At 37.6% G+C, this 23,278-nt stretch carries 19 protein-coding genes; 6 read left to right on the top strand and 13 right to left on the bottom strand.

All coding sequences use genetic code 11. From position 1 onward, the window contains the following. Window positions 1–3: 3 nt before the first annotated feature. On the bottom strand, window positions 4–1,407 hold the full coding sequence (locus tag LY624_RS17260) for a sigma-54-dependent transcriptional regulator (protein ID WP_341803596.1): 1,404 nt from the start codon (window positions 1,405–1,407) through the stop codon (window positions 4–6). Window positions 1,408–1,637: 230 nt separating this feature from the next. Here LY624_RS17260 and LY624_RS17255 point away from each other — a divergent pair, with 230 nt between their 5' ends. Genes LY624_RS17255 through LY624_RS17245 form a run of 3 tightly spaced genes read left to right on the top strand, consistent with a single transcriptional unit; the run spans window position 1,638 to window position 6,002 of the window. Next, window positions 1,638–2,891, top strand: a complete 1,254-nt coding sequence (locus LY624_RS17255) for an efflux RND transporter periplasmic adaptor subunit (RefSeq protein ID WP_341803595.1) — start codon at window positions 1,638–1,640, stop codon at window positions 2,889–2,891. A gap of 11 nt (window positions 2,892–2,902) precedes the next feature. Then, window positions 2,903–3,604: an ABC transporter ATP-binding protein gene (locus tag LY624_RS17250; protein ID WP_063528939.1), complete on the top strand. Its 702-nt coding sequence runs from the start codon at window positions 2,903–2,905 to the stop codon at window positions 3,602–3,604. 1 nt (window position 3,605) lies between these two features. Then, a complete protein-coding gene (locus tag LY624_RS17245; RefSeq protein WP_341803594.1) occupies window positions 3,606–6,002 on the top strand; it encodes an ABC transporter permease in 2,397 nt (798 codons plus the stop codon). A gap of 117 nt (window positions 6,003–6,119) precedes the next feature. Here LY624_RS17245 and LY624_RS17240 read toward each other — a convergent pair whose 3' ends face one another. The 12 genes from LY624_RS17240 to LY624_RS17185 form a co-directional block, all read right to left on the bottom strand. Beyond that, a complete protein-coding gene (locus LY624_RS17240; RefSeq protein ID WP_130150858.1) occupies window positions 6,120–6,650 on the bottom strand; it encodes a sugar O-acetyltransferase in 531 nt (176 codons plus the stop codon). A gap of 3 nt (window positions 6,651–6,653) precedes the next feature. Then, window positions 6,654–7,550 carry a pepsin/retropepsin-like aspartic protease family protein gene (locus tag LY624_RS17235; protein WP_130150859.1) on the bottom strand — a complete coding sequence of 299 codons (897 nt, stop codon included), beginning with the start codon at window positions 7,548–7,550 and terminating at the stop codon, window positions 6,654–6,656. Between the two features lie 224 nt (window positions 7,551–7,774). Beyond that, window positions 7,775–10,147, bottom strand: coding sequence for an alpha/beta hydrolase family protein (locus tag LY624_RS17230; protein WP_130150860.1), 2,373 nt, complete (start codon window positions 10,145–10,147; stop codon window positions 7,775–7,777). After that, the gene (locus LY624_RS17225) at window positions 10,140–12,530 is read right to left on the bottom strand and encodes an ABC transporter permease (RefSeq protein WP_341803593.1); all 2,391 of its coding nucleotides are present in this window, start codon (window positions 12,528–12,530) and stop codon (window positions 10,140–10,142) included. Before LY624_RS17225 ends, LY624_RS17230 begins: the two co-directional genes overlap by 8 nt. Continuing rightward, window positions 12,524–13,252 carry an ABC transporter ATP-binding protein gene (locus tag LY624_RS17220; protein ID WP_130150862.1) on the bottom strand — a complete coding sequence of 243 codons (729 nt, stop codon included), beginning with the start codon at window positions 13,250–13,252 and terminating at the stop codon, window positions 12,524–12,526. The genes LY624_RS17225 and LY624_RS17220 overlap by 7 nt, the downstream gene beginning before the upstream one ends. Before the next feature lie 4 nt (window positions 13,253–13,256). Then, window positions 13,257–14,483 carry an efflux RND transporter periplasmic adaptor subunit gene (locus LY624_RS17215; RefSeq protein ID WP_237120182.1) on the bottom strand — a complete coding sequence of 409 codons (1,227 nt, stop codon included), beginning with the start codon at window positions 14,481–14,483 and terminating at the stop codon, window positions 13,257–13,259. 33 nt (window positions 14,484–14,516) lie between these two features. Then, window positions 14,517–16,631, bottom strand: coding sequence for a peptidase domain-containing ABC transporter (locus LY624_RS17210; RefSeq protein WP_341803592.1), 2,115 nt, complete (start codon window positions 16,629–16,631; stop codon window positions 14,517–14,519). Window positions 16,632–16,641: 10 nt separating this feature from the next. Continuing rightward, window positions 16,642–17,337: a hypothetical protein gene (locus LY624_RS17205; protein ID WP_130150865.1), complete on the bottom strand. Its 696-nt coding sequence runs from the start codon at window positions 17,335–17,337 to the stop codon at window positions 16,642–16,644. A 3-nt stretch (window positions 17,338–17,340) separates the two neighbouring features. After that, window positions 17,341–18,375, bottom strand: coding sequence for a radical SAM protein (locus tag LY624_RS17200; RefSeq protein ID WP_130150866.1), 1,035 nt, complete (start codon window positions 18,373–18,375; stop codon window positions 17,341–17,343). A 64-nt stretch (window positions 18,376–18,439) separates the two neighbouring features. Next, window positions 18,440–18,628, bottom strand: a complete 189-nt coding sequence (locus tag LY624_RS17195) for a hypothetical protein (protein WP_130150867.1) — start codon at window positions 18,626–18,628, stop codon at window positions 18,440–18,442. Window positions 18,629–18,696: 68 nt separating this feature from the next. Beyond that, on the bottom strand, window positions 18,697–19,827 hold the full coding sequence (locus tag LY624_RS17190; protein WP_341803591.1) for a hypothetical protein: 1,131 nt from the start codon (window positions 19,825–19,827) through the stop codon (window positions 18,697–18,699). Further along, window positions 19,827–20,021 (bottom strand): hypothetical protein, encoded by a 195-nt coding sequence (locus LY624_RS17185; protein WP_130150869.1) that lies wholly within the window; start codon window positions 20,019–20,021, stop codon window positions 19,827–19,829. Before LY624_RS17185 ends, LY624_RS17190 begins: the two co-directional genes overlap by 1 nt. Before the next feature lie 204 nt (window positions 20,022–20,225). On the opposite strand from LY624_RS17185, the gene LY624_RS17180 reads away from it, so the two are divergent. From LY624_RS17180 to LY624_RS17170, 3 genes are all read left to right on the top strand, one after another. After that, window positions 20,226–22,280, top strand: a complete 2,055-nt coding sequence (locus LY624_RS17180; RefSeq protein ID WP_341803590.1) for a winged helix-turn-helix domain-containing protein — start codon at window positions 20,226–20,228, stop codon at window positions 22,278–22,280. 120 nt (window positions 22,281–22,400) lie between these two features. Then, the gene (locus LY624_RS17175) at window positions 22,401–22,571 is read left to right on the top strand and encodes a hypothetical protein (RefSeq protein WP_341803589.1); all 171 of its coding nucleotides are present in this window, start codon (window positions 22,401–22,403) and stop codon (window positions 22,569–22,571) included. 13 nt (window positions 22,572–22,584) lie between these two features. Next, window positions 22,585–23,229, top strand: a complete 645-nt coding sequence (locus LY624_RS17170; protein WP_341803588.1) for a helix-turn-helix domain-containing protein — start codon at window positions 22,585–22,587, stop codon at window positions 23,227–23,229. Window positions 23,230–23,278: the final 49 nt, after the last annotated feature.

Here is a 23,278-nt window from a genome sequence, read left to right as displayed (position 1 = left end):
CGATTAAAGTCCGTATTTTTCTAAACGACGATACATGGCTCCGCGTGTTAGGCCGAGCGCTTTTGCTGCATGACTCACGTTCCCTTGAAAATGCTTTAAAGCGGCACGAACGGTTCTCTGTTCGATGATTTCAAGATCAAAGGTGTCGTAGTCTGTGGCGCTTGTAGGGAGCTCATTTGTGCTAACAGTGGTACTGGGTGAGCTTATCACTGAGCTTATATCGAGCTCTGAGCCTTCAGAGAGGATGACTGCTCGCTCAATTGCATGGGCAAGTTCACGGACATTGCCTGGCCAATGATACTGACTTAAACGTGTCATATCAGATGCTGCAATCGAGAGCTCACGTTTGTATTTATGTGCAAAGTGCTGCAAGTAGTAGTTACACAGTAATGGAATGTCTTCACTGCGCTCACGCAGAGCTGGCAAACGGATCTCTACGGTATTAACACGGTATAGTAAGTCTTGCCTAAACTTGCCTTCAGTAACTGCTTGTTCGAGGTTTTCATTTGTTGCGCAGATCAAACGAATATCAATATCGATGACTTTAGAGCCACCAACCGGTGTTATTTGCCTGTTTTGTAGTGCCGCAAGCAGTTTAACTTGTTGGTTAAGCGGTAAGTTACCTAGTTCATCTAAAAATAAACTACCACCATTGGCAAGTTCGAATCGGCCAATGCGATCTTCTTTCGCGCCAGTAAATGCCCCTTTTTTATGGCCAAATAGTTCGCTTTCAAACAGGCTTTCGGCCAGTGAGCCCATGTCTAGGCTTATGAAGGGCTGGTTTTGGCGCTGGCTCGCCCTATGTATTGCATGTGCTGTGAGTTCTTTACCTGTGCCACTTTCGCCACTAATCAATATGTTGGCATCCGTGTTGGCTGCTTTGTCGATAACCGAAAAAACCTGCTGCATTGCATTACTTTGGCCTAAAAACTCAAATGGTTGATTGCCGATGGATTGCTGCAAGGCTTGCTTTTGTTTTGTGAGCTTACCAACTTGCTGCTTGTCTTTAGCGTGTGAAAATGCCGCCGCTACAGCACCGAGTAATTGCTCATTTTGCCAAGGCTTGGCAATAAAGTCAGAGGCACCTGCTTTAATTGCTTCTACAGCTAGCTGAATATCGCTATAGGCCGTCATAAGCAGTACCGCAATGTTAGCGTCTTGGCTCATTATTTTTTTTAGCCAGTAGAACCCTTCTTTGCCGCTAATTGAGTCTTGCGTGAAGTTCATATCAAGTAACACAACATCTATGGCCTGATCCGCCTCATGCTGTGCGTTAATGATACCTTCGATATCAAAGGGGTTATCTGTGGTTTTTACAACCTGATAATGTTGTTTTAGAAGTAGTCGTGCGGCGATAAGTACGTCGGCGTTATCATCCACGATAAGAATTGATCCTGCTTGTTTCATAGCTGTTTATTATTATTCCTTTTTAAGAACACTAAGACTAATTGAAAAGAGGAACAGTGTCCATTTATGGACTATATATGATTTTCGAAGTGTTCTATAAGCGGACACTTGATTATATGCACTTTTATTGGTTTTTATATAAGTCATTGTAATTTAATGAAAATAAAAATTGGCACAAGAGTTGTTTTATCTATAGGTAATTAGCACCTAGATAACTTAAAGGCGTCAACATGGATAAGAAAATTACACGCTCAAATAACAAAGCACTTTTTAAGAAATCAGTAATTGCAGCAGCATGTTTAGCTGTTGCGGCAGCAGCTTATGGTTTCACACAAACTGAGCAAACAGGTCGTAGTCAGCAAGTAACCGCGACAAGCTTAACGATTAGCACAGTACAACAAGGTGAATTTGTTGATGCTTTAAGTCTTCGTGGTCAGGTTATGCCTCGTACTACTATTTACCTCGACACCATTGCCGGGGGCCAAGTTGAAGAGCGACTTGTTGAGCAAGGTGAGTTTGTTAAAAAAGGCCAACCCCTTGTACGTTTAAGCAATACCAATTTGCAGCTTGATGTAATGAGCCGTGAAGCACAGGTGACTGAGCAGCTGAACTTTTTACGTAACACGCAAATGAATATGGAAACCAGCCGTTTAAACTTACGCCGTGATTTACTTGAAATCGATCTTAAAATTACGCATTTATCGCGTCGCTTAAAACAGACTCAGCCGCTAGTGAAAACCGGTGTGTTAGCACAAGAGCAATTATCTGAAATTAAAGAAGATTTAGCGTATTACAAAGCGCGTAAAGAACTAACCCTTGAGCGTCAAAAGCAAGAAAACAGCATTCGTGAAGTTCAGGTAGCTCAGTTAAAAGACAGTGCCGACATGCTAGAGAAAAACCTACAGTTTGCGCGTAAGAACCTTGAAAACCTACTCGTAACAGCACCTGCCGATGGCTATTTAAGTGAGCTTGATGTTGAAATTGGTGAATCAAAAAGCCGTGGTGCTCGCCTAGGGCAAATTGATATTCCTAATGAATACAAGCTAGTTGTGCGACTAGATGAGTTTTACCTAAGCCAAGTTCAAACAGGTATGCAAGTGCTTATTGAACACGAGCAAGGCGAAATTGCGGCAACAGTTAGCAAAATTGATAGTCGTGTTCAGCAATCACAGTTTCAGGTTGAAGTCGATTTACCAAACGGCACGAGCAACATAAAACGCGGACAAAGTCTTGATGTGCAGCTGATGCTAGGTGATAGCAAAGGTACTGCTTTATTACTTGAGCGCGGCGCATTTTTTACCAGCTCAGGAGGTAACTGGGTTTATGTCATGGAAAAAGATGGCAATCGTGCAGTACGAAAAGACATTCGTCTTGGCAAAAAGAATCAAAACTATTATGAAGTGTTAAGTGGCCTAAGCGCCGGAGATCGCGTGATCACCTCTAGCTACAGCAACTTTGATAAAGCACAACAACTACAATTTTAAGGATAATAACAATGATTAAATTAACTAACTTATCACGCGTATTCCGTACTCAAGATGTTGAAACAACAGCACTTAATAACATTAACTTACATGTAAACGAAGGCGAGTTTCTTGCCATTATGGGGCCATCTGGCTGTGGTAAATCAACATTACTCTCTATTTTAGGTATGTTGGATTCGCCATCGGCAGGCAGTTTTGAATTTTTAGGTGAAGACATCGCAGGGTTTGGTGAAAAGCAATTAGCGACACTTAGAAAAGCGTCGATTGGTTTTGTTTTTCAAAGCTTTAACTTAATTGATGAATTAACAGTATTTGAAAACGTTGAGCTGCCATTACAGTATCAAAATATCTCAAAAAGTGAACGTAAGCAGCGAGTAGACGCAATCTTAAAACGTGTTGCAATCGACCATAGAGCAGATCACTTACCGCAGCAGCTATCGGGTGGTCAGCAGCAACGTGTAGCAGTAGCCAGAGCACTTGTGATCAACCCAAAACTTATTTTAGCGGATGAGCCTACGGGTAACCTTGATTCAAAAAATGGTGATGAAGTCATGGCGATGCTGCGTGAGCTAAATCGCGAAGGTACCACGGTAATTGTGGTTACCCACTCAGAAAAAGAAGGCAATTATGCTGACCGTTTAGTGCGCTTACTTGATGGCCAAGTGATGGTTGATAAAGCTAACCGTGTTCAACAAACAGCAGAGGTGGCATAACATGATTTTAAGTTATTTGATCACCGCGCTGCGTGCGTTTAAAAACCAAAAACAGCATTTTATTTTAAATGTTTTGGGTTTAAGTGTGGGCTTAGCTGCGGCAATTCTAGTTGCTTTGTTTGCAAAAAATGAGCTTTCGTACGATAGCCAACAGCCTCATGCTGAGCGTGTTTATCGCGTTGGCCAAGACTTCTCAAAACTCGGTTTATCTGTGGTGCCTATTTTTAATTATGTGCAGTCAAAGCAGGCCGAAGATTATAGCCAAGTTGAAGAAGTATTCGGATTAACGATGGTCGAGCTGACCCGTGAAGCCATGGTGGATGTGAGTTACCGCAATCAAGGCTATAAGTTAAATGCCTTATATGGTGCTACTGCAAATATTGAAAATTTCATTGCTATGGAGACGATTGCGGGTGACTTAACAACAGCAATGAGTACACCAGACAGCCTCGCTTTAAGTGAGTCAGAAGCACTGCGCATTTTTGGTCGCACCGATGTGATTGGGGAAACACTTACGCATGAACAAGGACAGTACACAGTGCGTGCTGTGTTTGCAGACTTAGCAGATAACACTCACTTTGCCTTTAAAAACCTTGTTTATGTTAAGCATGATCCAAGCGATATAAACATCAACAGTAGTTATGTTTATATGCGTTTAGCAGAGGGCACCGATACAGATGCATTAGCTAAAACCTTAACAGAGCGCTTTTTTAGCGGTTCGATGCTGGAGCAAGTTAGATTAGAGCTGCATCCATTACTTGATTTGCACTTAACGGCTAAATCACCGTTTGAGATGAAAGCGGGTGGTGCTAAACAAGTGGTGATGATCTGTGTTGGTTTAAGTGTGTTACTTATTCTTATTGCAGGTTTTAACTTTATCAATATGACCGTCGCTCAATCGACTAAACGTGCAAAAGAAGTGGGTGTGCGTAAAGCGCTTGGCGCAAGTAAAGGCCAATTAGTAACACAGTTTTTATCTGAATCTGTATTGGTATCAATGCTTTCAATGGTGATTGCATGTGCTTTAGTGGAGCTTTTTTTACCAAGTTTTAATCAACTAGTAGACCGCGAATTGGGCGTGAATTATGCCTCTGAATTTGGCATTGCCATTATTGTGGTCGCAATTGCTGTGGGCATATTAGCTGGGCTTTATCCTGCATTCTTTATTTCGTCATTCAGTGCAAAACGCGTTTTAAGTGGAGACTTACAGCGTGGTAATACAGCAATATGGGTTCGTAAGAGCTTACTAACCTTACAGGCTTCACTAGCAATAGGTTTAATCATTGCCTCTATTACCTTGTTAAAGCAATTAACTTACTTACAAAGCTTACCTTTAGGCTATGAAACAACACAAAGATTGGTTATTTCAGAGCTACCTGTAGGCGAAGTATTCACAAAAGAAAAAAATGCCTTAGTTAACCGTATTAGTGCAATTCAAGGCGTACAGCAAACAACAGTGATTGATACCCGTTTAACCGTTTCAATCAATAATACACTTATGCCAACGTGGCCAAATGGTGAAGCGTCTGGCAGCTTAACGCCTGTTGTTGGCGCAAGCTACGATGTTGTAAAAACACTAGGATTAAAACTGGTTGCTGGTCGTGACTTTAGTCGTGAATTTGCCGGTGACTGGGCAAGCCGTGCAAATGGAGTAACAAGTACGGGTACTATTGTGACTGAATCTGTCGCAAGGCAAGCGGGTTACACTAACATGAGTGACATTATCGGTAAGGTAATTAAAGACTCAGGTCGCGGCGTAGATATGCGTGTTGTGGGTGTGGTTGAGGATGTAAAGGTAGGTAATGCTAAAGATGCCAACTCAAATATTATGTTCTTATGTGGCTTTAACTTTTTATCACCAGTATCAGAACTAATTTTAACGATTGATCAGCAAAACTTACCATATATTAAAGCTCAGATCGCTGAAGTATTAGCAAGCACAGCCAATATCTATGAGCCAAAAATTAACTTACTCGCAGACAACTACAAAACTCTGTTAAAAGGTGATGAGCGAATTTCGAATGTCGTTTTAATCTTTACCGGTCTTGCTGTGTTCTTAACTTGTTTAGGTACCTTTGGTTTGGCTTCGTTTGCAACAGTGCGTCGTCAAAAAGAAGTGGCCGTTCGAAAAGTGCTAGGTGCATCACGCATCAGTATCGTCAATATCATTGCTAAAGAGTTCTTAGTGCTGGTGGCGCTCAGTATTGCTATTGCGTATCCAGTGACTTACTTGTTGGTAGGTGATTGGTTAGCGAACTTTAATGACCGCATTGAGCAAGCTGTATGGGTGTATTTAGTTGCCGCCGTCGCGGTGGCCGCGATTACCTGGGTTACCGTTGCAAGCTTAGCCTTTAAGGCCGCAAGCACCAGACCATCGCTTATCTTGCGATATGAATAACAGTTAACTAACTCTCAACTATAAGCCCAGCAATACAGCTGGGCTTTTTAGTTTTAAATGCTTATTGAGGATGGTTGTCGCCTACGTAGGGCATGCTTTAGCGCGTTGGTATGAGAGTTAAAGGTCTTTAACCTTCACCGCGGGGTTACCTGCTACTAGGGTATTTGCCGCGACATCTTTGGTAACTATTGCCCCTGCGCCAATCACGGCATTATCAGCAACTTTAATACCTGCAAGTATAATAGCGCCTGCACCAATCCATACATTGTTACCAATGCTAATCGGCGCTGCAAAATTAGCTTTTGCTAAACGCTCGGTTGGGTTTACTGCATGCGATACCGCGAGTATTTGTACATTAGGGCCAATTAAGCAGTCATCGCCTATCGTAATTTGCGCATCAGATAGCGGTGCATCGAGTACAGTACAGTTAATATTTATGAAGGTGCGATCACCTATTTTAATACCACTGCCATAATCACAATGAAAACCTGCTTCAATAACAACCTGTTCGCCACAGTGAGCAAACATGCCTTTTAGTCGTTTTAAATTGCCTTTACTTGGGCTTTTGGCAAATAAACGGCAAATTTCATGAGTGTTTTTTCGTTGTTCTATAAGTGACCTTTCTAGGCTGTTAAATGAAATGCTCATCGTTTATTCAGGTAACCCAATATGTGCATGACCACTTTTATAGTCAATAGTGATTAAAAAATGTTTGAGAACATCGTAGCCTATCAAGCCTTGTACTTTTTTTCCTCTTATATGTGTACCCGTTGTTTTATATTGAGATTCAAGATTCGCAGATTCTCCTTTAGCGGGGATACTCACCAGTACATTTTCCATTTCAAAAGGACCAAATTTTAGCCAAGGGATACGAAAGCTTTCAGTCATACCACTTGTATTCACGCCTGTGCTTATTCCCGATTCGCGCTCTATCTCATCAAGCCACCCCATGCTTTGAGCGACACTTCGTTTAACAACCATACCGCCATTGTTACCCGTGTCGAGCACCAACCATATTGATTTTTCATTACTTAACATCACTTCTACAATAGGCATACCTGAGCCTCTTTGTTTTAGCATTTTAATGTTTTCGGTGTCATTTAAATTGACTGAGTCATGGGTAATAAGACGCATTTTTTGATTTGGGTAATCCAGTTGTATAACAAATTGGCGAAAGAAACCGGCACCAAATAGGAGTGCGTTATCATGAAAGCCAAGGTTGATTTCTACAGCATCATCAACTTCAGTGTCCATACCAAAAAAATTAATAGGCACATTGTGGTAAGTTGTTTTATTTTCAGTGCCATATACGCCTTTAATTCGCGTTTTGCCTCCTTTATCGAGATCAAGCTTATTTTTGTTAATAAAGTGAGGATTAATGCCATTCACTTGTGCGCCCGTATCCAATAAAATTTTACTCGGTATACCAGATACAGTTGCTGGCACTTTGATGTGACCATTTTCTAAGTGAAAATCCAGCCAAGGCGTGACCGCCGCGTGGCTACAAAAACTTAAAACAGTTAAGCACAGTGTAATAAGTAACTTCATTATTAATCCTTTAATTTATTGTTTTTTATAGCTTAAGCTATTTATAGTGAAGTAATTCAGATACCCATGCAAGCCCAAAGTTGACTCAGTTACGGCTAGCCTTGTGTCGCAATGATGACAAGTGAAATGGTATAGGGACTTTGAGTGTAAATAATTTAGGAGATCATATAAGAATAATGCATTTTATGCTCTATAGCGGTTACTAAAGAGCATATGGTATTACGTCATAATTGTGCTCGGGATGATTTTAACCACTTATTAAGCCAAGCTGATTGCTCTTTAAGTAAATATGTTAAGTTTTCTTTCGCTCTATAAGAGTGGCCTTCATAGGGGAGCATAATGAGCTGAGTTGTTTTTTTATTCGCAATTAGCGCTTGATACATTCTTGTTGATTGTAGGGGGTAAGTCCCCGAATTTTGATCATTTTCACCGTGAATAAGTAGCAATGGCGCATCAATTTTATCTGCGAACATGATTGGTGATAAGTCAATATAGGTCTCTTTTGCTTGCCATAGAGTACGCTTTTCACCTTGAAAACCAAAAGGCGTTAATGTTCTGTTATAAGCACCGCTTCGAGCAATACCAGCTTTAAAAAAGTCAGTATGTGCGAGCAAGTTTGCTACGGTAAATGCGCCATATGAATGACCCATGACAGCTAAAGAGTCGATATCAATCAACCCTGTACCTTCGAGTGCATTGATAGCTGCTTGTGCATTAAGATTTATTTGATTGATAAAGTCATCATTGGGTTCTTGACCGTCAAATGCAGTGATTGGCATGGATGGTGACTCAAAAACTGCGATGCCGTCATGAAGAAAAACCAAAGGGCTTAATGGATCAAATTGCCTAAATATATTTGTTTTTACAGTATTTTGTTGGCTTAGTTTTTTATTATTAAATTCATCCGGATAGATCCATAGGACTGCAGGTATTTTGCCTTGTGCTTTATCGTAGTTACTCGGTAAATGTAGCGTACCACTTAAATTTAACCCATCACTTCTTTTATAATTTATAAATGTAGGAGGCTTGTCAAAATATTGCTTATTTTTGTTCGTTAATAAGGGGATTCGCTCATTCATATCAGTGCTTGAAATTGCAAAATATTGAGGAGCTGTTTGTACATTTTGTGTTTGTATAATAAGCGTATTATTTGCAACTCTTAAAGGGAGTTCAATGCTTTCTTCACTGCTGATAAAGTACTCTTTTCGTGTGTTATTGGTTTTGTTTAGTGTCTTTATAGTGGGCCTGATGCCCTCTTCGCTAAGGCCATTAGATAAAAAGAAAAGATTTGAATCATCTTCAACAAGCACTTCATACCCTTCAGGTAGTCTCAGGGTTTGCGGATCGCCAAAGTCATTAAATTTATCTCTATAGTCTCGTTGTTCAATTAAGACACTTGCTGAGGTATTTGCACTAATTAAAGAAGCTTTTGCTTGTTTGCTAGCATAAAGCCACTCTTGAGCGACTCCGGCACCTGACTTCCCCCATATAATATTATGTACTCTCCACTTAGCCTGATGGATGAGTTGTTTGTTTTGATTGAACGGGCTGGCAAGTTTATATGTATTGTCATGATATTTTTTATCTACTGACATATCACCATTATCAATTGCTTCGGTCCAAGTGAGAGTTGAGCCTTCAAAGGGAAGCCATTTAACTAATCTTGCACCATTAGGGACGCTATCTTTGGCTTTCTTTAAGTTAACCTTGTTATTTAAAGAGGGTAAGACATTTAGCTGGTGGTGGGTTTTTAAGTTAGTAATTTGATAGTCTCTGCCCCACTTTTTGTATGGTAAAAAGGAGGAGAGCTCTTTGGGTAGAGTTGACGACAACACATACTCTCCGTCAGGAGACAAAGAGAAATCATCAAATAGCATGTTATCAGTTAGAGAGGTCACATTACCTTTTAAATCGATTTTAACTAAGCTTGAAAGTGCTAGAGTTTTAAATTGCTCTTTAAGTTTGTTATTTTTTAGAAGGCTTTGATATGTTCGCCCTTGCTCTACTTGTCGCTCAGATGAGAGAGAGTTTGGTTGTTTTAATTCGTTAATGGGTGAGTGTACTTTAGTATTTCTTTTTTTAACGATTAGTGCTGTGCTATCAGGTAGCCATCTGAGGTGTCTGCCACCTAATGTCGCTGATAAATTGGCCTGAGAAAGGCGTTTGAAAACCTGAGCTTCAACGTCATACACCCATAAATTAATTGTGTTGTCATTTTGAATTAAATAAGCAATCTTTTTAACGTCAGGAGACCAGTTATAGTCGATAATGACGCCGTTATCAGGGGTTAGGTCTATGCTCGTTCTATTGCTGATATCAAAAAGTGTTGTATGGCTATATAAAGGTGTGTCAAATCGGCTATATAGATTGCTATAAAAATCCAAGCCCGCTAATTGCACGCGTGCTTGTGATACATAGTGAATCGATGGATAGCGTATCTGATGTAAAAATAGAGCCTGCTTCCCATTAGGTGATAGTGATACATTCTCTTGTGTTGTGGAATCTATATAACTTTCCCATTGGGGTTTATTCTCATCTGTGTTTGCGTGTATCGCGAAAGATAAGAGCAATACTATAAATATAAGAAATCTATTCATTGCGTAATGCCTTTATTGGATCTTGTCTTAGTGTTTTATTGATGGGAAAAAAGCTTGTGATAAGCGCCATAACTAACAGCCCAAGCCAGATAGATAATGTTAACCACCAGTTTATAGTTAAGGTGACGTTGGGTAGTGAAAAGCAATAACCAATAATTAAAAATGCTAATGAAAAAGCGAGCACCAAGCTCATCGTTATGGGTTGCATAAGCTCAAGTAAACTTTCTTTTAATAATCTTAAGTTATCCGCGCCCATTGAGAGCTTAACGCCCAAGCTATATCTGCGTACTTTAATTAAGTAGTTAACAATGCCGTTGATGCCTATGCAGACCATGAGTAATGATGTTGATGCAAGTACAATAGCGAGCCAAGCAGCGTTTAAATGACGCTGTCGTTGGTCATCAAATTGAGTGGTTAATGACGCTAATGTATGTATATCTAGGCGTTTATCAATCCCGTAGATCAGTTGCTGAATTTGCGATGTTGATGCGGAATCTTTCATTGTTAGAAGGTAGGTATATTGACTCCAGCCTGGGTAATCTTTGGGTGTGAACACTTCAAAGTTTTCACTTTCAGGCCTTCCTGGTACGTAGGTATTACTGACTACGCCTACGATAGAATAAAACGTTTTGCTGTCAAAGCTGACTTTACTATTTAGTACATTCTGTGTGTTTTTATCCAACATATCCGCAAGGCGTTGATTAACAATAATGGGCGGGTTTTTAAGTTTTTCATCACCTTTGCTAAAGCCCTTGCCTGTTACTTTAAGATCTAATTCTGCAAAATAATTGTTGGAAACTAAGCTATTACGCGCTTGGGCAATATACTGGCCAGATTCATCATATATTTGGTTAACATTAACCGTATCGGGTAAGCGTTGCTCTGATGATAGTGCTAAACTGCTCACGTTATCGAGGTTTAATAACTGTTGCGTAATGGCTTTATGAAGGTTGATTCGTTCACTCGGCTTATCGATATTACTGTAATTTATTGTAAGTGAGTATTTACCCTGAGAGTTTATACCATTATCTCTGAGCGCTTCAGAGAGTGTTACTAACACGACGTGACTTGCTGCGGTTAATACTAAAAATGAGAACAAAATCTGTAAGCCAACCAATAAATGACTGGTCGCTGCGCTCATTTGTTTTCCTGTGCCTTTACCGCTACTTTGTAAGCTACTTATTAAGTTTTTTTCTTTTACGACACTTAATTCTATAAATGAATAGAGTGCTGCAATAGTAATAATCAAAAATGCTGAAAACAGGAGCGTATTAATACTTAACGAAAGAGTATCTAGCCGTTGTATAGAATTTTCGGCTAAGTTTTGAATAACGATAAACCCTATTTGGGTAAGTGTTAATGCCAGTATGACTGCAATGCTAATCAGTAGTAAGTTGTGTTTTAGTGTTTCAACAATGAGCTGTTTTGTACTTGCTCCAAATGCAAAGCTTATAGCAATCGGTTTTATACGAGTAATTGCTTTTGCAAGTTGCATACTAGAGAGGTTGATAAGTGCGATGAGTAATAACAAACAAACACCTAAAAGCAACATGAGTACTATTTTTCCGCTATCACCTTTTAATGCGTCACTAAATGTCGTGATACGTGCGTTAACAGTAAAGTCCTTTAGAATGTTAGGAGCATGGAGCTGAGCGCCTTTCAGTGATAGGTCTGATAACTGTTGTGTGATTGCAGATTCTGATACTGTATTTTTTAATCTAACAATACTTTTGTATGCACCCATAAATCCATTTGCTGTTTTGGGATCAAATACCTCATCGACATCAATAGGTAACCATATTGCATCGTTTATATTTTTGTAGTGGGGCAAAACAAGATCATCTGGAGCTACACCAACTATAGTGAATCGGCGTTGATTTAACTGTATTTTTTGACCAATAATATCACCTCGCCCCTGGAAAAGTTCTTGCCATGCCCTATAGCCTAAAACGACAGACATATGCTTACTGCCGAGCGCCTCGGTCTTATTAAATAATCTGCCAAGTTCAGGTTTTACACCAAGCAGGTCAAACAAGTTATTAGATGCAAGAATAACGTCTACAGCGGGTCTAGTTGGCCTGTCTAATAATTTATAACTGGTCCACTTATGGTAGGTAGCCATGTCAGTAAAGAGCGTATTTTCACTCTCTATATAACTTATTACTTTTGAATTACTAGCAGGGCCTGAGTAGCTTTTTGAGTTTACGGTGCCTTCCAGTAAATATAAATTATCACTTTGTTGATAAGGCAAGGGGGAGAAAAAGACTAAATCCACTAAGCTAAATGCACTTAGTACCATGCAAAGAGTAAGCGCTAATGTAAATACGGTTGTTAAATAGTACTGTTTAGCACGTTTGAAGGTATTGTAGGCTACTTTTAACATGGCTGAGCAACTCGATTTGCCTCTATTGGCGTATTGATATCATCATTTTCAGCTATTACAGAGCCATCTTTTAATTGAATATTACGAGATGCCATGTTGGCATAACGCGGGTCATGGGTGACTAAAACGATTGTTGTGCCTTGCTGATTAAGGTCTTTGATCAATGCCATGATGGCATCACCGTTTTTAGAATCTAAGTTACCTGTTGGCTCATCGACAAGCATAATTCCTGAATCACCAGCTAAAGCGCGAGCAATGGAAACGCGTTGCTGTTGACCCCCTGATATTTGGTTAGGGTATAAATCAGCTTTATCTGCAAGGCCTACTTTTTCTAAGCAATCTAAAGCACGTGCATGGCGCGTTGAAAGCGAATCCCCTCTGTATTTTAAAGGCAGTGCTACATTTTCTAAGACGGTCATTTCATCTATCAGATTAAAAGATTGAAATACAAAGCCGATTCTATTTCCACGAACTTTAGAGCGTTGCGTTGAGTCCATATCAGAAACCAGTAAGCCGTCGATGTAATATTCACCACTTTGTGGGGTGTCGAGTAATCCCATAATATTCAGCAGTGTTGATTTTCCGCACCCTGATGGGCCTGAAATAGAAATAAATTCGCCATCATAAACAGTGAAGCTAATTCCTTTTAAAATTTGACTAACTTGATCGCCATTGGTAAAGGATTTAGTTAAGTTATTAACCCTTAAAATTTCAGTGTTCATACTTCTAGCTCTCTATTTTTATAACTTTTGTTTCAGCAGGAATGTCTAAGGTGGAAATAATAACTTGCTCGCCAGGCTCTAAGCCTGATAGCACTTGAATTAGCTGTCCTGATGTTTTGCCATATTGCACATCAACTCTAACAGCCTTGTTATCACTTGTTAGCTTGAATAGTGAACCATAACCACCTTCTTTAGCATCACTGGGTTGCTTTATGTAGTTCATATCTTTTTGCACGTCAGCGTAGATGGTTGCATCAACCTGTTGCATCGGTTTCATGCTGCCATGCTCAATTGCTTCAAGTTCAATATCAACCTGTACAGCACCATCATTGATCACAGGGTCAACACGAACGACTCGTCCATGCACTTGCTCATTGAGTGTTGTAATGTCGGCTTTCATGCCCATTTGAATTAAGTGCGCTTGAATTTGCGGAACTTTTATTTCCCCAACTAATGGCGAGAGGCTGCCAATGAGCGCAAGCTCAGAGCCTGCTGTTACACTTTGCCCTAAACTGAGAGGAAGACGCTGTATGACCCCTTTCATTCCTGCTTTTACAGATAATTGCTCGACCATAAGTTTTGCGACGTTGAACTCATCTTCAGCTTGAGAAATAAGATCATCTTGAATCGAAAGTGCTTCTTTTTGCATTTCAGTGAGCTTGTCTAATTTTGATTCTTCGAGGCTGATACGTTTGAGTAACTGCTTCGCTTCCAATTCGTTTTTTTTAGCACTAATCCCAGAAACAATTCCTGATTTAGCTAAAGAGCGTTCGGCTTCTACTTGGAGCATGGCAATTTCTGCTTGTGCTTTTAACTCAGAGATACTTGATTCATTGTTTAACAGCTCTCGTTGTTGCACTAACAAAGTTTGACGTTTCTGTGTCTTTGCATTTTTGAGCTTCGCTAAAGCTAAGCGCAGCTTACTCTCAAGCTCAGGGTTGTTTAATGTCAGAATCACTGTATCAGGCTCTACAACAGCCCCTGCTTTTAGCTTTATTTCGTCGACAACCGCATTGCTAGTGGCTGTGAGTAGTCTTTTATTAATTGATTGTAGCGAGCCATAACCTTCAACCTTAATAGAAAAGTCACCTCGTTCTACTTTTGCCATCGTTACAGACTCAAGTGAGATTACTTCTGCATTATCTGCAAACCCTAACCGCCAACCAGATAAAAGCATAATGGCTGACAAACCAATTAACCCCTGATAAACAAGTTTAGATGTGAGTTTCATTATTTTTTCCTTTGCTTTATGAGCAATCTTTAGTTAGATCACCTCTGACAGGGCTTGACCATTAATTAACTTTTCTAAGTCTATTACTCTGTCTGCTGCTTTTATCGTTTCTTGCCTGTGGGCGACACTAATTCTGGTTATTTTTTTTGATTTTAAATGCTGATTCACTTGTAATTCTGTAGCAGCATCTAAGTGACTCGTTGCTTCATCTAAAAATAAAACAATAGGTTGGCTGTAAAGGGCCCTGGCTAAAAGTAAGCGTTGCTTTTGACCGCCAGATAATGAACTGCCTAAGTCGCCCACCTGTGTATGCAGCCCCATTGGCATGGCTTGAATCTCTTGCCAAATTGCTGCGCCTTTTGCAGCTTCAATCACTTGATTGATATCTGGCTTGGGTTCAAAAAAGGAGATATTTTCAATTAAAGAGCCATTCAGTAATTGATCATTTTGCATAACCGTGGCGCACATAGATCGAAAGTTTCGCATCCCTAGCATATTGATTGAGTGGCCATCTAATAGATAATCACCTTGCTCGGCTTTAATTAGGCCAGTCATTAGCTTAAGTAAGGTTGATTTGCCTAATCCTGAGCGGCCAATAATAGCGACAGACTCTCCAGCATTTATTTCAAAGTTGATACCTCTAAATAACCAAGGAGATGAAGGAGAATATCTAAAATGTAAATCGCGTACTTCGATATGTCCCTTAGTTTGCTCTTTTGCAACGACCAATGAATTACTCTCTTGTTCTTGGCTTTGCATGACGATATCTGACATTCTTCGAAGGTAAGTGGATGCCAACTTAAATCGAAATATATGGTCAACTAAGGTTTGAGTGCTGCTTGAAAATTGTTGACGATAGGCTAAGAAGGCAATGAACATACCAATCGTAAATGCATTGTTTATGATTAATGTCGCACCAAAAAATATAACGGTTAAATACTCTATTTTACTTATTAATTCTTGGCTTATTTCAGCCGAAATAGATATTTTCTCTCGCTTAATATTTTCATTGGTTGTATCGGCAAATAAGTTAAGCCACGATGATAATCGTGTACTTTCTTTGACGTAGCACTTTATGGGCATTATCGCTCGAATTGTTTCGAGAAAGTGGCTATTTTCTTTTGCTTGTTTCGCTAAAACTTGTTCTAAGTGTTTATTTTCTTTTTTTGTTAAGTAAAGCCTTACCATTAACGTGATAGATAAAAATATAAGTGATATCAAGGCAAGGGTAGGTGAATAGGTATACATTATGATTAAAGTCGTAATACCAAGAAGGCCTTCGACAATCGCGGCAATAAAGCCTCGGCTAATCATACGCTGAACTTCATTAAAGGCCTCGAATCTTGATTTGATATCTCCAACATGGCGAGACTCAAAGAATGATAGAGGTAAATGTAGTAAGTGGCGTTGTATATTAGCCTTTACCTGAAAACCTAAGTTCTTATCTAGGTATAATATTGCCGCTGAGCGAATAATATTACTAAACGTAGTTAATAGTGTGATTGCTAAAAATGCAGCCAGTAGCCAGACCAACACACCGCTATCTGAAAGTGGAATACCATGGTCAATGACGATTCTTATATAGTATGGGGATATGAGTAAAAAGCATTGCAATATCAATGCAATAACGAAAATTTTAAACAGCGATGAGCCTAACCCATCAATATTACCTATAAATGTTCTAAGTGGCATTTTTACTCTTTCATCTGCAACCGTAAATGTCGATGAAGGAGTTAACTCTATTGCAATACCAGTGAAAGCTTCAGAAACTTGTTTCCAATCAAGTTTAACTTTCCCTTTGGCAGGATCATGAATAACGATTCCCGTTCTACTGACCGACGCTAAGGTTACAAAATGATTAAAGTTCCAATGAAGGATTGCTGGCCCTTTTAGTTTTGATAGCTGTCCAAGCTCTAGTTTTAGTACACGCCCAGACAAGCCAATATCATCAGCTATTTTTAAAATATGTTTAACGGTAATGCCTTGTGTTCCTACCGGATAGCGCTGTCGCATGGCAAGCATATTAACTTTGTAGCCATGATAAAATGCGATCATTGCAAGGCAAGTAATCCCACATTCAGCTACTTCACTTTGTAAAAAAGTAGGCAATTTAGATGATTTGAAGTCTATATAATCGGTGAGTCGCATTTAGTTTTCACTATTTAATTAAATTGATAATCTTTTCATCTTGCTTGTTAAGTACTATTTTTATTTCAGCGTTAGGTGATAATTTTTTTATATCATTTTCTTTGATTTTCAAATGAACTTTTTGTTCTTTTTCACTTGATATTCCATTAATAACCATAGTGACTGTCGCAGTTATTTTTTCATCGTTAATATGTAGAGTTGCTTTGTCATTTACATTTAAATTGATTTTCTTGGTGTTTGATATCCAAAAAGATAATTCACCATCGGCTGGTGGGGTCAAAAGATAACCAAGAGGCTTGTATGGTTGGGTTATATTTTTATCAATTTTTGAGTGAAAGAAAAAACCGTCACTGGGAGAGCGGATAACATCACTTTCTAAATTGCTTTCATTATTTAGTTTAGAGATAGAGATCAAAGCCTGATCTTTTCTTACATGCCCACCATTTTTTGATAGATAACTTTTTATAATGGCAACTTCACTATAAATTAGTGGTGTATAATTTTCAGCAGATATCTTAATCGCAAGACTCTTACTTGATGGGATCGAGATTATTTTTATTAAAAGAAAGAAAGCGATAAATATAAAGATAAGAAATAATATAGAGTTATTTATCACTTTAGGTTGCTTTATAAGCGACTTGCCAATATCACTTGATTTATATTGGTTCCTAAGAGCTTCCTTTCTAAACATATTAACAATAGACATGATTTAGCTAACTTTCTTTATCGGAATGTCACCAACAACAGTGTTGCTGTTCATATAACTAAGTGGGCATCCCATTTGCCAGCTATCAAGAGTCGTGAAGCCTTTTATCCAGGTGCTAAACTTTTCATTATTCAAAGTGAGAGTGCCGTCAGGGTTAATCTTGCCAATATTGTTTCTGTCATCATCTAAAGCAACGGTACATTTATTGATATTACCATTTGCTCTAATTCCTAAAGAGTTTGGCTTTCCTGCGTAACAAATATAATGACCTAATTCATCTATTTTTTTACTATTACCTGAATAGCGTTCTGTCAGTTCTTGAGCTAGTTGCTTGGCTGACTTTTTAGATATTAAGCTATTTATTTTTTCTTGATTATCACCCCCTAAATTAGATATTTCTTTAAAAAATAACCGAAACCTATTATCTTCTTTTAGCTCTTCATCATAGCGTTCACAAAAAGCTAAAACACTCTCATGGTTTAAGTCTGTAATATGTATTCTGAGAGTTATATGAAAATCAAGATCTGTTGCAGATGCTGTTAATAAGCGACCCCATATTTTATCAAAACTGCCTCTTCCGTTACGCGTTAATCGAGTTGTGTCGTGTGACTCTTTATCACCGTCAATAGAAATTTGAAAGCTATTTTGTTTTAACTCAACAAGTTTTGTGAGTGTTTTTATATCGAGAAGAGAGCCGTTTGTAGTCAAATCACCATATACTTTACAGTTATTTTCCCTTGCTAAAGATTGCGCGTATTCAGCAATTTCAAACAGAATATCTTTTGCTAATAGAGGCTCTCCACCAAACCAACTTAAAGATAAATACTCTAGCTTAGGCATTTTGTTTTTGATAAGAACTTTAGTCGCATCGACTAACCAGCGAGGCATTTTGCCAATTTCAAAATCCTCGTAACAGTACACGCATCGGAAGTTGCATTGCTCAGTTGGAAAGATAATAAGTTGAAACTTTTCATTGCTAAGGCTATTTACTAATTGTTGTTTAGAAAAGCCCTTAATTTTATTTTTTGAAGTACTCATTTTTTTCCCTATTGAATTAATAAACCCAGATTATTTCAAAGAATAATCTGGGCTAAAGTAATAACTACTTTTCCAGGCTAGAACCACAGCCAAAGTTGATCGTGTTACCACAACCTGTATCGCCTTCTTCATCTTCCTCTTCCGGTGAGAAACCACCAGCTACAACGCCAGCTAACTCTTCACTTAGCTCAACTTCACCTAGCTCATTAAGTTTGATTTCTTCGTTTTTGATATTTTCAAATTTATTGCTCATTTTATTTCCTTAAGTTTATTTTATTAACCCTTATGGGTTATATGATTATGGCTGTAATTTTATATTTTTTAACTGTTAAATTTACTGGGTTTTATTATGTTGTTTATTCTTTTGTCTATTTCATCACTACTGTTTTTATCTCTTTTGTTTTTAGTTTCAAATAAATTTAAATTACTTGATATTTTTTCTTTTAAGATGAAGTAGTCTGTTTTTTCATATATTTTTAAAATTTCACTTTCTATTTCTCTACATGGACTGTTTCGATAAACGTTTAGAGCTGTCATCCCATAATTGAACTCATCATCTATTTCTTTGTATTTTTTTAACGTATTCATGACAAGTGACGAATTGTATGGTGCTTTGCTTTCTATAATTATATGTGATGCGAAGTTTAAAGAAGATAGTGATTCTATTTTTGTCTTTTTTAAGCTAGATATAAGATGGTCCATCACTATTCTTGACTTGCTTTCATTGTCTGTGCATTTGAATAATTCATAAAGTCGATAGCTATAAATTCCATTTTTTATGCATGTGTACTTTTTTATTTGTTGAAAGCAAGCTTTTAAAGCATCATCAAAATTTTTTAAGTTAATTAGTGAAATTATTTTTGATTCAATGTATATGTCATTATTAATATATTTCTCTGGTATCTTATTTTGAAGTGAGATAACTGCATCGAAATCGGAATTTGAAGTGTAATTTTTTAAGCATTCGTCAAGTGTCGCACGATATAGAATCTCCCACCCTTCACCCAGATCTGCTTTTTTCACGGCTATTCCTCCTAAGAAAATGTTTGAGTTTCCACAAAAAGGAGATATACCATTTAATAATGAGTTAAATTCGGTTTTTCTTTTTGTTAGCTTGTAAAGTCTAAGTAAGTTAATCGTGGGATCTATAAGGTTTACGAGATTTTGATTATCTTTGTCATTGCTATATGACTGGCTCCAAAAGTTGATTGCTTTCTTTAAAAACAGCTCACTTTCATTTGTTTTTCCTTGGTAGGCTAAAACTAATGGGTATGCATTGATTAGCCATCGCAATGTTCTGTTAAACTTTATCTCTTGACCTGCTACATCTCTATCAAAAGCAACGCACATGTTCTCACACCACTGCTCAATATTATATAAAGCTGCCAAATCTCGCTTTTCAGTGAAGCGCTTTAAATGAGGTTTGTAGCTTGTCGAGATATTTTCTGGCATTAGCTAATGCCCTCGGAATCTGAGAAGGAGCTACGTTGTTCCTGATTATCACTTACATTGCAATAGACCTCTTCAGGATCGATATAACCACCGACGAGTGCATCAAGCAATTCGAGATTGGTAATTTCAATAAAGCCATCGTTTGTTCTTCGAGCTGCTATCGAGTGTTTTTCTGATTTCATATTGTTTCTCATTTAACATGCCTTATTAGTTTTTCGGACTTGAAGATAAACCTAAAATAAGCCTGCTGATTTGCAATGATTTAACGCTGATATATCTGTAACTAAGTTGTGACTTTCTTATAAATCAAGTGGTTATGATTGAGTGGTAATTCTAATTACAGTGCGGTACTATAGTTGTTGTTAAGGGAGTGTTAAGTTTGTGAGTGGCTAAGCGGTATGTTTTTTAAGATTGGTGAGTGTTATTTAAATACGCAAGAGATGTCTCTTCGTATAAATGAGCAATCAATTTTATTAGAACCAAAAGTCTTTGCTGTCTTAATGTATTTTATTGAGCATAATGATCGTTATATTTCGATGGAAGAGCTCCATGAAAACCTGTGGCAAGGTCGATGTGTTTCAGATGCCGCTGTTAGGCGAATTATAAGTAAAATACGTATTGTGTTGAACGATGATCACAAAGAGCCTACTTACCTTCAATCTCTTCCCAAGCGTGGCTATAAATTAATTTGCCCTGTATCACAAATAGCAGAAACATCTACGTCTGAGGAAACTGAAAAGCCAATATCTGTAAAGAATAACGATGCAAAGAAAAATAAGCGTTTTTTATTCATTGTAATTGCCACACTCTTTTTGTTTTCATTGACCTACTTCATATATAAAAATATTGATAAAGAAGTACATGTCGTTACAAAAGTGATTGATTCTGTTATATCCGATAAAAAAACATTAACGGTTTCGAACGATGGCAAATATATCGCGTTTACAAGTAAATTTAGCCATGAAAAGGATTATCATATTTACTTGAAAAACCAGAAAAACGAAGTTGTAAAGGTTTTAGTAGATAATACTAAATTGCCTTTAGGACTAGCTTTTTCAAACGATAATAGACATTTGTATTTTTCTGATAACGTAGATGGTGTTGCGCTACTAAAGCTGGTTGATTTAAAAGATGAGGCACATAAAACAAATACATTAGTGTCTGACTTTTATTTCATTGCAGATGTATTTACTGATAGTAGTGAAGAGAATGTCGTTTACTTTTCTGGGCAAAAAAGCCAACAAAGCGCAATGCTTATCTATAAGCTCAATCTTGAGGGTGATTTGGAGGAGATCACATCGGTTGCTCAAAAAGGAGCGTATGATACTCAAGGTAGTATATCTCCTGGCTCAGGAAAGTTAGCTGTGCTAAGAGCCTACTCAGATCGCAAGCGTAGTTCTATTCGAGTGCTCGACTTAAAATCAGGTAGAATGCTTTTCAATCATACTCAAAATTCTGTTATCTACGATGTTTTATGGTTTGATGAAGAGCATATCATTTTATTAGATAGTCAAAAGCTAACTAAAATTAACATTAAAACTGGTGATTCACAGAGAATTACGGTGAACATAAATCGCCTGATAGCCCTCTCTAGGGTCAGCATAAATACATTACTAGCTATTAAAGATAACGATACTATTAATACTTTAATAGAGAAAAAGCTGCCTCTGAGTGACTTTAAAAATATTGAAATGATCCAAGAAAAACAATCAAAGCAAGGCATCATTGAAGCCTACCACCCCATTGGCAATAAAGTCTGGATGGTTATAAACGAGAGTAGAGTAAACTCTTTGGTTTTTTATGAAAAAGCAAAGGTTGATAAAAAAGTGACTTTAATGAGTACTGAAAAGCCACTTAAGTTAATAAGCTCCTCGACATCTGGACAGTATGTTTTACTAAAGCTCCAAGAGCGCATAACAATTCTTAATACATTTGATAATAGCCTGACGTATCTCACTAAAGCTGATGATTTGATTGGCGATGTTGCTTTTTCACTAGACGAAAAGTCTGTTTTATATACACGTAAAAATAATGGCGAATGGCAAGTTTTTATGTATGACATAGGAAAGAAAAAGCAAAATATTATCTTTAATGGTTATCGTTTTATTCGCCCATTCAATGCTGGATATGTTTTAGGTGACGATACGGGAAGGCTATCACGCTTCGATACGGAAAAAGAAATGGTAGCTCCAATGTTAGTTAATATATCTACAGAGAAAAATACAAACTGGGAAATCATTAATAATAAGATTGTATGGAGCACTCATAACTTAAAAAGCACCATCTTTAATGAAGTAGACTTATATGATGCTGATACTTTGAGTATAGAGTCAAAAACATTTGACTTTGGTGTGATTAGACCAAGGTTTTACGTGGACAAAACTAATAGCTTGATTGTAGTTAAGAGTAAAGGAAATAGGCATAGTGAAATAGTTTCCATTAGTATTCAATAGCTTAAAGTTTATTTTTTAAAGTTATAAAAAAGTTATCTTTTTATTATTGATAATATCCACTCTTTAGCTCAAATTTAATGTGAACAAAATAACTACAACAAAATTAGGGGCTACACGACCATGAATAACTTACTTAAAACATCATTTATCAATACAGCTATTTTTATTTTTCTTACCATTGCAAGTTCTGGTGATTTACACATAAATAACAACAGCGCTATTGCTGACGGAGGGGATACACCAAATTCTTTGTGTACCATCAGTCCCATTTTTTGCGATGATGATTATTAAATGAGACTTTGTTATGGTAAATATAAATGAACTTCATTCTAGAATTGAGTGTATAAATTCAATAGATAGCTTTAATAAATTTTTTAAAGATATAAAAAATACTTATAGTTATACGCAGGTAGGATTTATTACTTTTGATTTCTCTGACTTATTTAGATTTGATACTAATTACTTTGGAGAATTTGAGCACTCTTTTTTAGATGAGGTTCATTCCTGTAAAAAATTAATTCATTATTGTCTTAATGAAACAAAAGCGCTGATGCTTAGTGAAATAAATGGCAATTATGATTCAGTATTAATTGTTCCTACAGGTTTACATAAGAATAAATTTGCTTGTTTGGTACTTGAGTTGCCTAATTTAAGTACTGAACCGCACAAAGCAAAAATGCTAGGAGATTATTGGCGAATCTTTTTAATCGAAATGTTTGAAGCCTACCGACGTTCAACGCGTACAGAAGCAGTAAAAATTACACGGCGAGAAAAAGAGTGTATTAAATGGGCATCAATAGGCAAAACATCCTGGGAAATTAGTCAAATACTTAATATCAGTCAAAGAACGGTTGATTTTCATTTGTCTAACTGCATAAAAAAAACGAGTAGTACTAATCGACAGCAAGCTATCGTGAAGTGTATCTTAAACGGAGAATTGCTTGCCTAACACCAGCAAGAGCCACCTTTTATGGTGGCTTATTTGTACCTAGTGTGAA

Source organism: Pseudoalteromonas sp. N1230-9 (genome assembly GCF_032716425.1).
Taxonomy (GTDB): Bacteria; Pseudomonadota; Gammaproteobacteria; order Enterobacterales; family Alteromonadaceae; genus Pseudoalteromonas.
This window is presented reverse-complemented; position numbering and strand designations above follow the sequence as displayed.

Excerpts from the sequence above, each read along its gene's own strand:
- LY624_RS17225 (WP_341803593.1), bottom strand. The coding sequence starts at position 12,530 with ATGTTAAAAGTAGCCTACAATACCTTCAAACGTGCTAAACAGTACTAT.
- LY624_RS17230 (WP_130150860.1), bottom strand. The coding sequence starts at position 10,147 with ATGAATAGATTTCTTATATTTATAGTATTGCTCTTATCTTTCGCGATA.
- LY624_RS17245 (WP_341803594.1), top strand. The coding sequence starts at position 3,606 with ATGATTTTAAGTTATTTGATCACCGCGCTGCGTGCGTTTAAAAACCAA.
- LY624_RS17255 (WP_341803595.1), top strand. The coding sequence starts at position 1,638 with ATGGATAAGAAAATTACACGCTCAAATAACAAAGCACTTTTTAAGAAA.
- LY624_RS17175 (WP_341803589.1), top strand. The coding sequence starts at position 22,401 with ATGAATAACTTACTTAAAACATCATTTATCAATACAGCTATTTTTATT.
- LY624_RS17200 (WP_130150866.1), bottom strand. The coding sequence starts at position 18,375 with ATGAGTACTTCAAAAAATAAAATTAAGGGCTTTTCTAAACAACAATTA.
- LY624_RS17195 (WP_130150867.1), bottom strand. The coding sequence starts at position 18,628 with ATGAGCAATAAATTTGAAAATATCAAAAACGAAGAAATCAAACTTAAT.
- LY624_RS17260 (WP_341803596.1), bottom strand. The coding sequence starts at position 1,407 with ATGAAACAAGCAGGATCAATTCTTATCGTGGATGATAACGCCGACGTA.
- LY624_RS17170 (WP_341803588.1), top strand. The coding sequence starts at position 22,585 with ATGGTAAATATAAATGAACTTCATTCTAGAATTGAGTGTATAAATTCA.
- LY624_RS17205 (WP_130150865.1), bottom strand. The coding sequence starts at position 17,337 with ATGTCTATTGTTAATATGTTTAGAAAGGAAGCTCTTAGGAACCAATAT.
- LY624_RS17185 (WP_130150869.1), bottom strand. The coding sequence starts at position 20,021 with ATGAGAAACAATATGAAATCAGAAAAACACTCGATAGCAGCTCGAAGA.
- LY624_RS17190 (WP_341803591.1), bottom strand. The coding sequence starts at position 19,827 with ATGCCAGAAAATATCTCGACAAGCTACAAACCTCATTTAAAGCGCTTC.
- LY624_RS17210 (WP_341803592.1), bottom strand. The coding sequence starts at position 16,631 with ATGCGACTCACCGATTATATAGACTTCAAATCATCTAAATTGCCTACT.
- LY624_RS17180 (WP_341803590.1), top strand. The coding sequence starts at position 20,226 with ATGTTTTTTAAGATTGGTGAGTGTTATTTAAATACGCAAGAGATGTCT.
- LY624_RS17215 (WP_237120182.1), bottom strand. The coding sequence starts at position 14,483 with ATGAAACTCACATCTAAACTTGTTTATCAGGGGTTAATTGGTTTGTCA.
- LY624_RS17240 (WP_130150858.1), bottom strand. The coding sequence starts at position 6,650 with ATGAGCATTTCATTTAACAGCCTAGAAAGGTCACTTATAGAACAACGA.
- LY624_RS17250 (WP_063528939.1), top strand. The coding sequence starts at position 2,903 with ATGATTAAATTAACTAACTTATCACGCGTATTCCGTACTCAAGATGTT.
- LY624_RS17220 (WP_130150862.1), bottom strand. The coding sequence starts at position 13,252 with ATGAACACTGAAATTTTAAGGGTTAATAACTTAACTAAATCCTTTACC.
- LY624_RS17235 (WP_130150859.1), bottom strand. The coding sequence starts at position 7,550 with ATGAAGTTACTTATTACACTGTGCTTAACTGTTTTAAGTTTTTGTAGC.